At 64.4% G+C, this 11,421-nt stretch carries 11 protein-coding genes and 1 tRNA gene; 1 reads left to right on the top strand and 11 read right to left on the bottom strand.

The annotated features are described in order from the left end of the window. Nucleotides 1–504 precede the first annotated feature (504 nt). The 6 genes from BJF79_RS48170 to BJF79_RS48145 all read right to left on the bottom strand — a co-directional run bounded on the left by BJF79_RS48170 (nt 505) and on the right by BJF79_RS48145 (nt 8,223). Nucleotides 505–957, bottom strand: coding sequence for a hypothetical protein (locus BJF79_RS48170; RefSeq protein ID WP_075907281.1), 453 nt, complete (start codon nt 955–957; stop codon nt 505–507). 500 nt (nt 958–1,457) lie between these two features. Continuing rightward, nucleotides 1,458–2,531 carry a caspase family protein gene (locus tag BJF79_RS48165; RefSeq protein ID WP_075907280.1) on the bottom strand — a complete coding sequence of 358 codons (1,074 nt, stop codon included), beginning with the start codon at nt 2,529–2,531 and terminating at the stop codon, nt 1,458–1,460. 42 nt (nt 2,532–2,573) lie between these two features. Beyond that, nucleotides 2,574–5,048 (bottom strand): effector-associated domain EAD1-containing protein, encoded by a 2,475-nt coding sequence (locus BJF79_RS48160; protein ID WP_075907279.1) that lies wholly within the window; start codon nt 5,046–5,048, stop codon nt 2,574–2,576. After that, entirely contained in the window at nt 5,045–5,914 is an 870-nt protein-coding gene (locus BJF79_RS48155; protein ID WP_075907292.1) for a hypothetical protein, read from the bottom strand. The genes BJF79_RS48160 and BJF79_RS48155 overlap by 4 nt, the downstream gene beginning before the upstream one ends. Next, nucleotides 5,901–6,659 (bottom strand): TRAFAC clade GTPase domain-containing protein, encoded by a 759-nt coding sequence (locus tag BJF79_RS48150; RefSeq protein ID WP_262403652.1) that lies wholly within the window; start codon nt 6,657–6,659, stop codon nt 5,901–5,903. The genes BJF79_RS48155 and BJF79_RS48150 overlap by 14 nt, the downstream gene beginning before the upstream one ends. A gap of 211 nt (nt 6,660–6,870) precedes the next feature. Continuing rightward, nucleotides 6,871–8,223 (bottom strand): GTPase-associated system all-helical protein GASH, encoded by a 1,353-nt coding sequence (locus BJF79_RS48145; protein ID WP_262403651.1) that lies wholly within the window; start codon nt 8,221–8,223, stop codon nt 6,871–6,873. A gap of 373 nt (nt 8,224–8,596) precedes the next feature. Between BJF79_RS48145 and BJF79_RS48140 the strand changes: the two genes are divergently transcribed. Further along, nucleotides 8,597–8,661, top strand: a tRNA-Lys gene (locus tag BJF79_RS48140). Nucleotides 8,662–8,710: 49 nt separating this feature from the next. On the opposite strand, the gene BJF79_RS48135 is transcribed toward BJF79_RS48140, so the two are convergent. The 5 genes from BJF79_RS48135 to BJF79_RS48120 all read right to left on the bottom strand — a co-directional run bounded on the left by BJF79_RS48135 (nt 8,711) and on the right by BJF79_RS48120 (nt 11,291). Continuing rightward, a complete protein-coding gene (locus BJF79_RS48135; RefSeq protein ID WP_075907277.1) occupies nt 8,711–10,066 on the bottom strand; it encodes a tetratricopeptide repeat protein in 1,356 nt (451 codons plus the stop codon). Between the two features lie 43 nt (nt 10,067–10,109). Next, complete coding sequence (locus tag BJF79_RS68100; RefSeq protein WP_158079528.1) at nt 10,110–10,238, bottom strand: DUF4241 domain-containing protein; 129 nt, start codon at nt 10,236–10,238, stop codon at nt 10,110–10,112. Nucleotides 10,239–10,362: 124 nt separating this feature from the next. Beyond that, nucleotides 10,363–10,542: a hypothetical protein gene (locus BJF79_RS48125; RefSeq protein ID WP_262403650.1), complete on the bottom strand. Its 180-nt coding sequence runs from the start codon at nt 10,540–10,542 to the stop codon at nt 10,363–10,365. A gap of 105 nt (nt 10,543–10,647) precedes the next feature. Next, nucleotides 10,648–10,806 carry a hypothetical protein gene (locus BJF79_RS56840; RefSeq protein WP_158079527.1) on the bottom strand — a complete coding sequence of 53 codons (159 nt, stop codon included), beginning with the start codon at nt 10,804–10,806 and terminating at the stop codon, nt 10,648–10,650. Continuing rightward, complete coding sequence (locus tag BJF79_RS48120; RefSeq protein ID WP_083734799.1) at nt 10,776–11,291, bottom strand: TetR/AcrR family transcriptional regulator; 516 nt, start codon at nt 11,289–11,291, stop codon at nt 10,776–10,778. The genes BJF79_RS56840 and BJF79_RS48120 overlap by 31 nt, the downstream gene beginning before the upstream one ends. Nucleotides 11,292–11,421: the final 130 nt, after the last annotated feature.

Here is an 11,421-nt window from a genome sequence, read left to right as displayed (position 1 = left end):
AAACGCGAGCAAGGCGACAAAAACGCCTTCCAGCCCGCACGCCTCGTCGAAGGACAACGCGCCGCCGGATGGCGCGAAGCGCTCAACGAACTCGCCGTCGCCTATCCGGGACGCATCAGATAAAGCCGTCTTCATCTTCTACCTGCAAGGTCATTCCACACCTGAGGTTACAAGCTCCCTCTCGACGAGGCAGGCGTGACCGCGAAGCCGGTGGAGCACCAGGATGTCCGCGCAACGGGGGAAACCTCAGGTTGACTGCCCTCGCCCAGGCCTGGGAACTGGCCGGCGAGCAGCCCCCGGCACCGGCTGCGTCCTGATCCAAGTGCATCTGGACGTCACAATCGTGCTCGCGCACTCGGAGAAGGAGAACAGCGCCCGACCTGGAGGCGGCGATCCCTTGCGTTCCGCCTGATGACCGGGACTTGGTCTGCTCGGAAGAGTCAGCCGCGCCGCTCAAGGTCATCGGGGTTGACGCCCTTCTTCTCTGTCTGGGGCGTGGGCGGTTCAGGCATCTTCGGTGCAGGATCCGGCTGCTGCGGCTGGCGCGGCTCGTTGCTCATCGAGGTTCCCAACGGTTGTGGTCACAGTGATAGCAAGGATAAGGAGCAATGCGGCGAGAGTCAGGAAAACCGCCCACGAGAACCACCTGCCGCGGCTGTCGGCGTCCTGACGCATCGACTGCAGCGGACTCTCCTCCTCCTTCACGCCGTGCAGGAGCATCTCGGCGAACTGCCGCTGCAGCGCAGCCGTGTGCCAGGCATCGGAGTAACCGCCACCCTTCTCGGTGCGCTCCAGATGCCCCTTCCAGTACCGGCGGACATCCGCGATATTGACGTTCTTGGTGTCCCGCGCACGCAGCGTGCCAGCGGCGGCGCCAGCGCTGCATGCCAATGCCGCAACGGCGAGTGCGCCCAGCGTCAACGCCACCAACCTGTAGTTCCCCTCCAGGGACAGCACGGTCTTGAGATTGGGCGTAGGAGGGCGACGATCACGCCGTTGAACCCCAGGAGGCTCACCGCTTTCCGCTCAAAGGCATCCCCGCGACGCCACTGCTGATCGAGCAAACGTTGCGCTTCAGCGAGGAAGACAGCAGCTTCTTGTTCTCGCTCCGGGGGTGAAGGCGTCTGTGGTTGGCGAGAGAACCGCATGCAGGGAGCTAACCACGCGAGCCCAGTTTTAGCGACCACGCGCCCACACCCCACGAACCGGAGAAACGCAGGAAGGGGCACAAACGGACCGAACCGCGCACATAGCGGGCGTGGGCGCGATTCACTCGCGGCGTCTCGGCACGGGCACGGGCAGGATGGCGGCCGCCTTCATCTCGATCGGCTGAGGGACACAGTGCCCGTCATGCGCAGCACGGTCAACGGCGAAGGCGTGACCTCAGGGGCAGCGCACGGACGGCGTCCCGGCACATCACTATCAGGAGTCTTTTCGGTGTGCCGCGGTTCCGGTAGTTACAGCGACCGCGCCAAGACTGTGAGACCGGCGTGGTGGGGGAAATCGAAAAGAGCTGTTTCAAGCAGTGTATGGGTGTTAACTTCGTGGCCGCCGCCGCCCAGCCGTAGAATGCGGAGCGCGGCGAACCAGGTAGCTCGCCCAGTTCCGGTCAATGTGAGGCGGGAAATTTCACCACCGGCTCGTGCCCATATATCTTGATCGGTGGGACCGGTGGGATAAAGATCCACCATGATCTCCTCAAGTGCGCGCCACTGGTCCGAACGGGGAGAGGGCATGTGCGCGACAGTCTTTTTTCCACCCAAGTCGAGGGCGACCGGAAAATTGTCTTCAAGGTCTGAAGCCTTGAAAATGGGATGCTGCTCGGGTTTCGCACGATGGACGTGTTCAGCAACGTAATTGAAAATGTCGAAGACACGAATTAGGCCGTCGCCTTCCGTATGGGCCTTGCCCTTGAGTGCCTGAAGCAGGTAATCAGTGAAGACGCTGTTGCGCGCACCGGGCAGCAAGAAGGATGCTTCGCTTGCCCGCGACGATGCGATGATTACACGGCCGACGCCGTGGGCGAGGTTCTGCAAAGACTTTTCATCGAACCCTGGGCGCACCTGTGCGCTTTGGCCTCCCTTAAGCGTGCCAGCGCCGCCTGAATGACAGGCATCCAGAAAAACGAGGAGTCGTCGCGCCCGTATGCCTCTAAGCGTTTCGGAGAACTCCGCAGCCTGAAGAGTTGTGCCCGGAAGATCATCGGCACGATAGTCGATAGGTACGAGGGAACTGGTTTTAATCGAGCCTGCGCCGAATCGGGCGCCGTGACCGGAAAAGAATATTACTACAGTGTCGTCCGGGCCTGCGGACGACGCCAGGTCGCTCAGTTCGGTCCGGATGGCATCCAGGGTGGCTTGGTGGTTCACCAGCATCCGGACTCGATCGGGACGAAAACCACAGTATCCGGGATCTTGGAGAACTGCGGCAATATCCCGGGCATCATTTACCACCGCCTCGGGGAGCACATCTGCCCGCTCGGGGTAGTCAGCGACGGCAATGACCAATGCGCGACCAATGTCGAAAGTCATGTATTCATCGTTCCATTCTGAGTCATCGCCACACGGAAATGGCTACTTAGTGTCCCGGAATTCACGGTCGCTAATCAGGAGCTTCAAGTCAGAATTCCCTGGAAAATCATCGCACATCTGCCGTAGAAGGCTTCCAATGCTTGGCGACCTGCTTCCAAGACGGATTCGGGCGAGGGAGTGTCGCCACTGGCCCTGTCCGTTCATACTCCACATGAGATCAGAGTCGCGCCCACCGGCACGTTCCCAGAGTCCGTTATGTCCGGGACCTGTCGGGTAGAGATTTGCAGCTAAAATCTCGAGTGACGCCCATTTTTCGTCCGCGCTGATCGTCGAGAGGCCGTATCGCAAGCGATCCCACCAGCCGACGAGAGACAGGCAGGCACGCAACGCCGGCCGGGCGTCGTGACGCCCCTGGCGCAGCATCGACAGGAGCTCGGCAGCGACGTGACGCCATTGGCGTTCTTGTGTCAAGCGGCCGATTGCTTCGGATCCTTCCGTAGAGAACCGACGTGTACGGGCTGCCGCGACGCGAAGCCAAGCCAGGAACCGTTGTTCGCTGAATGCGGCAAGAATCGCGACAATCTGGACAGCCTGGCCGACGCCATCGCCCGCGAGTTGGGTCAGCAACTTGTCGAGGTCCGGGTGGTCGAGAATCGTGACCTGGAGTTCTCGTTCCGGCGCTGGCCCGATGCCGGGTGCTTGGCCGATCCATTCTCTGGCGGTGGCACGGAGCATGTTGGTTCGGGCTGGTTGGGTGAGCCTCGGCCAGAGTTCACTGCGGCGAGTGAAAGCGGTGAGATCGGCTAGGGGTGTGAGCGACAGGCGGACGATGAGTTCTGCTGGTGGCGAGTGGCCATCGAGCAGGGCCAGTAGAATTGTGTCGAATACTGCGCGTGGATCGGTAGGCCCGCGCCAGACGTCGGCGTTGTGTTTCAGGCTCGCCGACCAGATCGCCTGCGCTGTGTGATCGGAAAGATCCACGTTGGCGAGGAGTGCAGGGGTGTTAGCCACGTGTTCGGCGGCGAGGTTAATGATCCGCGGGTCGCCGAGGCTAATGGCGCAGCTGACGACCTCGGCTGGTGTGGCATGGGCAAGCGCCAAGCGGATGCCCTCAGCCTGGGATGATGGTTCGGTCGCGGCTTGGAGGCGGGCGGCCGCGACCGGGTCGAAGGCGGCGGCAGCGGTCGCTCCATGTAGCCGGTGGAGACGCTGCTCGCGGGAGAGTTCAAGGATCTCCTGGGCGGCCTGGAGCCTCAGCGTACGAGGGGCGGTGGCGGCCAGTACGTCCTGCATGGTTGCGTCGGGGTTGATCGCCGTCCACGCCGGGCTGACGATGGCGGGGGCGGCCTCGACCCATCGCCACAAGGCCTTGGCAAAGTGGTCGGTGGTGCGGGCGGCGGCCGACAAGCCCTTCAGCGTCGCGTCCCGCCAATTTGGGGTGCTCTTTGACTCGTCTACTGCGTCCGCGATCATCCCGACGAAGTCTTTGTCCTGAGCTGGCGGAAAGTCGTGTTCCACCAGCCGCCGCGACAGTGCGGTCCACAGGCGCTCAGTGGCTCTGAAGCCCTGCGGGTCGAGGTTCCGCAACGTGAGGAGGTCCTGTGCCGAGGCTTGATCGAGATGTTGCACCAAGCGGTCCATCAGGGTCGCTTTGCCGACCGCGCCACGCGCTGGGTTCGGTGACAGCCGATCAATCAGCCGAACGGCTGTGAGTGTGTCGCTGATGGTGCCCGGTTCCGAGGCGGAGAACTGATGAGCCTTCTCCAGCAGGGCTAGGTCGGCGAAACTTGTCAGGTCCGCGGCCAATTCGTCGGCGAATGTCCGCAACGGCTCGCCCTCGCGACGTCCGCAGACAAGGGCGGCGGCCGACGAGGCTTTGGGGGCGGACTGTGCGTCGAGCAACCGGTGCCCTCGCCATCGCGCCAGGAGTGCGGCCGGCGTGCAGACCAGTGCGGGTTGGGAGGTCTCCACCAAGTCGGCGGGGCCGAAGCTCAGCCGGAAGGCGAATCTGCGGCGGATTTCCGGCCAGAGTCTCCCCCACAACGACATGACCAGGTTATCGAAGCCGTCGTTGCCTGCTCGAACGACGGGCCCGGTCCCGGGGGTGGTGAGGGCGGTCGCGGCCGCCGCCAAATCTGAAGATTCTGGGGGGAACTCGTCACCGAGCATGAGGTCAAGCGTCGGTAGATTAGCGGGAGCAGCCGGTTCAGTGATCAGGAGGGCGAGGAGCGGTCGGAGATCGGATGCGGTAATGATTTCCTCGAGCGGCGTGATCAGCGCATGGGCGAGGACCATGCCAGCCCTGCTGGCTTCCGGATCTTGGAAAGTGCGTGCGAGCACATAGCGGTCCTTGTGAGCGAATCCGAGGAGGAACGGCGACCAAGCGACGCCGAGCGGTGCGGTGTCCGGCAGGTCGAGGCGGGAGGCAAGCTCACCGACGTACCTGTTGTCGTTGCTTGCGGCCCTGAGCGCGTGGCCGCCCCGCGCCTCGCCGAACACCGCCTGTTCGACGATCACTCTGGGTTCCCTTGTCCGTTCTGCAGCTGGTTGAGGCCCTGTAGGAGTAGGTGGATCGGCAGGGTGAGGTCTGGTGATTGAGACCCGTCCGGCAATACCACGTAGCCGAAGCGCTCGGCGCCGCGGGCGATGTACTCCTCATCCTGCCGGGTCGGGCTGAGCGAGCGTCCCAAGGCCGACAGTCCCATGATGGCTGGGCTGCGCCAGGTGGATCGGAGGAAATCCCACAGCATGGGCATGCGATCTTTCAGCGCTGCCGTCGGCGCCAAGTCAAGGCCGAGTTCATCCCAGCAGGTGAGCAGTACTCCGAGCCGCGGCCAATCTAGAGGACGCCGCCCGGCCGCCCCCGCCGCGTAGGTCAGCATTTGCAGCAACTCGATGAGGCGAGCCTGATCTGAGACATGTACCTCCCGGTTGCCGGTGGGCGCCTCGCGAAGATCTGACAGTGGCCGGGAGAAGATGTCATCGCCCTTCCGTGTCTGCTGAAGCCGGACCAGCAACAGCCATCCTCGGGCCTGCCGTATGCGCGCCAACCAGGAGTTGGGCACATGCCGGGAGGAAATCAGGGTGTTAATCTGCTCCCCGCCGTAGTCGGGCCAGACAAGGTCCACTCGCTGTCCGGCCTCATCGTTTCGGACAGGCCAGAGGCTGTCGACATAGGTCGCGGTGGCCGTGTGACCGGCTGCCTTTCCCTCGTCCAGGCTCGCAAGCGCTTCCTCGAACGGATCGAGATTCGTCGCTTGCCCCTCCATGCGCAGGCGGCTGTCCTCGCCATTCATAAGCCTTCGCAGCAGTTGAGCGCCATAGTGTGTCTTTCCAACCCCGCTCTCGCCGAGCAGGAGGATCGAGTCGCTAGAGACGCTCATCTGGCCCCACCCCATACAAGAAAAGCGGGTCTTCGCTAAACGCTGCGGGAGGCGGCAATTCGCCCGTCGGCCGCCGCGATGTCAAGATCCAGTTCATCAAGTCGCTCCAGTCAGAGCCAGCCCCAGAGGCGACCTTAGAGACGACGCTGACCGAGAATTCCACGGCATCAGGAATGAGATCGAGCACCGACCGGCGAATGGAGTCCTCCATTTCCGAAGCAATCTCGACGTCCGACTTGGTCCACACCAATGCAACAGGACGTCCTCTACGCTCGGCGGCCATCCGACGGCCCAGCCGCTGCAGCGCGCCGCGCGCCGCGCCCCTGTGCTCGCCGGCGAGGGCGTCGCGATCCGCGATGAGTAGCAGGACATCGGCATGTTCGGCGATCCAGCGTGCCCCCTCGGCCTCGGGCGCCTCGCTGTTCATCGCCCACCGCTGAAACCATTCGCCGGGGGCGTCGGTGAACAAATAGTCCGTGAAGCGCTCATGGGCCGGGTCCCGGAAGGACAGGTGAAGCAGGCCTGGGGCACGGCCACTTCGGCTCGTTGTATGCGGTGGAAAGCCCGGCGGCTGCCCTGGGGACCAGCGCAACGATCCCGCAACCGCCTCCCAGCCCTCAAGAGAGAAGGAGCCAGCAAACCGGCGATCAAGGAGCCGGCTTGCGCCCCTGCCGAGCAGCAAATACCAGGCCCCCAGCAGGGTGGTCTTGCCCGCGTTCTCCGGCCCAATGATCCCGACCACCACGGGGCGGGCGCGCCCCGAAACGAAAGCTAGGTCAGCAAGCCCCAGTACACTTCCTGACCACGGCAGTAGCGCGTGATCCCTTGGCTCGGCTTCCGCTGGTTCCGGAGTGGGTTGAGTAGTCCATGTAGGGCAATCCCCGAGTTCGACGTGTCCGAGGCTGCAACCAATGCTGGGGGCGAAACAGTTGTGCGTCGCGCATCGTTCCATCCGGCTAGGCCTTCCGTCGCCGGCGACTGCCGCTGGTGCGTTGCTTTGCCGCCCTGACCGCTTGGAGTTCGCGGAACACCCAGACCGCCCAGTCCGGCAAGGTGAGTTGCGTCTCCGGGCGCAGGCCCGTCAACCGGCGAAACTCCTCCTCTTCCGCATGCGAGGCCCGGGCTTCGGGATGGGCGATCAGTGATAGGAGCGGGCCTCGTCCTGCAGGAGAAGCGACCAAGTCGGCCCCATTTTCGCGGAGCGCTACAAGCCTGTCATCTTCTCGCGCCATCGCGACCAGTTCGTGGATTGAACAAGTCTTGCTCGGGTCAACAGCGGGAAGGCCGTGAACAGCCTCGAATAGAAAAGCTGTCACGCTCGCCGGGGAGAACGCAGGGATCTGCTGATGAAGGTCGAAAGCCATCAGAGACGCTGCGGCCTCGGGTGACAGGTCACGATAGCTGCATCGGGTGGACGGAGAAAACAGTGCCTGCTTCCACCACAATAGGTCGGTCCGGCGCTGAAGCCCAGCCGTGGCGGCGCTCACGGTTTTGAGTGTCTCGTCGACATAGGCGGAGACGTCCGTCAGCAGTTTCTCGAAGGTTCCTGTCAGCTGTGTTTGATCAACGCTCGACTCACTCACGGCCGCGTCGATCGCATCGGCCGTGGCCTCGGCCATGCGCGGACCAAACTCGGCTATCCAATGCGGCAGGTTGTTGAGAGCTTGCGGGTTACCGTTTGTAGCCCTGGCTCGACCTTGTGAATCCACGGTCTGAGGGCCTGCGGCCGCCTGGTATTGCTCCCCCAACTGGTCACGATCGACCGGCTCCAGCCTCAGGGGCAATCGGCTTGACTCTGACGCCTGAATTTTCGGTGCGGAGACTGTGATCGATGAGGGTGTCGCCCACTCCCGCTCGGTTCTGGCGTCCACCCTCCCTTCTATCTCTGAAACGACCTCTGCCCAGATCTCCTGTTCAGCGGCAACCTCCATGTGGGGGAGGATGTTGCGCGCCAGCCCAACGAAGGCCACCCCGAGGCACTCATCGCCTGCCACTGCCTGCGCTAGGGCATCCAACAGCACCGCTCGGACAAGAAGCACCGGCGTACCAGCGATCACGTTGGCGTAGGTCGCCCAATGCTTCTTCAACACGTCCACGACTTCACTGACCACCGGATCGTCGTCAGGCGTCTCCGGGTCGAAAGCTACCAAGGAGAAGGCGACGGCCTTCGACGATGTCTTCCCCAGGGCTGCGGTGAGATCCTTGGCCACCTGCTGCAACTTCTCCAGCCTGGTGTCGTCTCCACCAAGATCAACCAGTCCCTTGCTCAGGAAACGAAGCAAAACGCTATCGACCATCTGGCCCCCCATGCGCTGCACGCCGAACGTGACTCACATCCTGAGCTGGCGGCCCCAACCGGCAGGAACGAGCCGGAGTTTAGCGAACCTCGCCGTTCATCACGCCCTGTTCACACGGCCTTTTATCCCCAGGCGACGTCTCACCTGGAGACCCTCGCGGTAGGCGCGCCGGCCGGGAACCGATAGGGCATGGACGGTCAGTGCGGTCACCTCGCCGACTTGACCTCCCATAGACGCTGGCCAGCGGCTACACGCGCCGCTGGGTGGCCGTGTTCGCTCGTTGTTCGCTCGGCGGTTTTGGACCGGGGCGGCACGTAGCGGGATGTGGCGGCCTGGAGATGGTGCTGGATGCGGACAGAGTGGTAGAGTTCGACACTGAGAGCGCCGCTCTGATACGAGAGCTCCGGACTTTTAATCCGTAGGTTGTGGGTTCGAGTCCCACGCGACCCACTCACGCTCCACCGCGATGCCCCCGCCTCGGCCCGGACCGTCCGGACCGTTAACCTGCGGCGGCTTGGCCGGGGACGAGTCCGGGCCGTTGGAGGACCGCCACGGCGTCCTTGACTCGGCCGAGGTCGATGAGGTGCCAGGCCAGTGTGCCGCTGCCACAGTTCTCGTCCTGTTCAAGGAGGGCAACGGCCTCCTCGGTGCGGCCGACGTCGGCCAGCAACCCGGCGATGGTCTCCTCGGTGGGCCCGCAGTCGGCCAGCAGCTCGGCGACGGCCCTGGTGGCTCCCTCGGGATGCGCCATCAGCAGGTCGGTCGCCTCCTTGCGACGACCGCACGCGACCAGCAACGAGAGTCGCGTCCTGTAGAACCACTCGATGCCGTCGCGCTTCTCGAGGGAGTCGAGGAAAGTCAGGCCCTCCTCGGGACGGCCCTGGTCGGCGTAGTAAGTGCACAGCCTGTCAGTGATCCAGTCCGCGTCCACGCCGGACGCGTTCGCGAGCGGGCGCAGCACGTCCGGCGCTTCCTCGCCCCGCCCGTGCCGCACCAGCAGCTCCGCGAGAAGAACGGTCCCGTAGCTTTCGCGCCTCGGCGAAACCCCCGGCTGCCGGTACACCGCGATCGCACCCTCCACATCACCGCGCTTCTCCAGCACCTCCGCAAGGCACTGCGCGGCCTCCCCCTCGATATCGGCCTCCGCGTACCTTCGCAGCTCATCGATCCGGTCGTGCCGCGCCAGCAGGTCGGCCAAGTGGTTTCGGCCGTTGACCACATTGCGGTTTCCGGTGCGCAGCAACGCGATCGCCTCGTCGATACGTCCCTGGCGTTCACGGATCATCGCGAGGAGGCCAACGGCATTCCAGGGTTCGATCTCGCGGCGGCGCGATGAAGTGCCGTCGCAATCTCCGCCTGCCGCGATACGGGCGACCAGGAGCGCGGCAGCCTCCTCGTCCAACCCCGCGGCCTCGGCGACGTCGACCAAGGCGGTGGCCCGCCACGGGTCCCCGACATGCGGGCGCAGCAGGGCGAACGCCTCATCACCCCGGCCGTGCCGGGCGAGCAGTCGCGCGAAGAACTCCAGCGACCCGTACCCCCCTGCCTCCACATGCGGACGGACCAGCACGATCGCCTCTTCGCTTCTGCCCCACTCCTCCAACATTGTCGCCACGGTCTCGACGGCTTCCCACCACCCGGTGGCGACATATGGGGCGAGCACCTCCAACGCTTCCGCTCGCCGATCCTGTTCGGTGAGCAGTCGTGCCTGCTCCCGAGCGCAGAACCATTCCCCCCGGCCGGCCTGGAACTCCACCTCATCGGTATGGCCGAGTTCGATGAGCCTCGAAACCAGATGCGGAGGAATGCAACCAGCGAAAGTCCTGGACCTGTAATCGAGATCAGCGGCGTCCATGGACGCTTACCCTATTCCGCCTCGGACGCGGCCAAGACACTTTTTAACGCACTAATGTCGTCGCGATATCGTCCGCTACTTGAGTGACTGCAGGCAACACCGACCCGTCCGGGTCGCGGCCGATCCAGGTCGGGTACGAGCCGTCGCCACGCCCGGCCGGAAACACGATCACCGTCCGGATGCATCCTCGAACCCGGATGCGGCAGGAAGCCGACTCGGGTGGTGGAGGCACGCTCGGGTGCCTGACCGGCGATTCGTCGCCCCGTCAACCCCAGCGGGACTTAGAGCCCGGAACGTCATTTGCTCGGCTGGGGAAGCTTGCAGGTGGCGGTGGGGTTGAGACCGATGTAGTTGAGCGGACCGGACGCCAAGGTGATGCCGATCGTGGCGATTTTGGCGCAACTGCCGTCAAATTGGGTGTAATAGCTGCGCTGTCCCGCGGCGAGCGCTCCGATGATCAGCCAGGCGACGAGCATCCACCGTCCGGACCTCATCGCTACCTCCGGTGACCGCTTCGCCGACCTTGCGGTACGACAGTAACGACAAGATCGTCCATAGTTAAGCAAGTCGGGCCGGGTGTGTCATGTCGCGCGGTCGCCATGTTCTCGACGATCCGACCATGCACCCACGAAGACCCGCCGGTAGAGCGCCGACAGATGGTCGGCGAGCTGTCGGCGAGTCCACTGCCGCTCGTTGAGGAGCACGTCGATCACGTCGAACGAGCTGAGCGCGAGGAGCATGTCCGCTCCCGTCCGGATCGTCCACTGCGGGGCCAGCCGGCCTTCGTCCGCCAGCAGTTCGATGGCTCGCCGACATCCGTTGTGGCGGGACGCGGTGGCCAGCTCCCAGTGCCGGGCGCGTCCGGGTCGTGGCGGGTCGCCTGCTGGAGGGCGCGGGCGGTCGGCATGATCCGCGGGAGGAAGTCGGCCGCGATCTGGGCGCGCGCGTCCAGCGCCGCGATCCCGTCGGCCGCCTCCCAGAGCGGCCGGAAGGCGGCGTCTCGGTCCTCGACCTCGTTGAGGTAGTCGAACAGCGCCGCCAGGAGATCGCTGCGCGAGGCGAAGTGCAGGTAGACGGCCCGCCGGGAGACTCCGGCGCGTTCGGCCACCGCCGCCATCGTGGCCGCCGCCGGGCCCTGCTGCTCGATCAGCTCCCGGGCGGCCTTGAGCAATGCTTGGGAGGTGCGGCGGCTCCGTGCGTTCTGTGGGGTCTCGATGACGGCCATGGCGGCATTCTAGCCAAAACTACACATGGTGTGTACTGTGCGAGGTGCACACCCTGCGAAGTTCTGAACATCTCGAACCCCACCTCCCGCCGACCGGGGTGTGCCGACCGTGCCGGTGACGCCCCTTTGG

Source organism: Actinomadura sp. CNU-125 (assembly GCF_001942465.1).
GTDB lineage: Bacteria > Actinomycetota > Actinomycetes > Streptosporangiales > Streptosporangiaceae > Spirillospora.
Note: the sequence above shows the minus strand (reverse complement) of the source record. Positions and strands in the feature narration are given on the sequence as shown.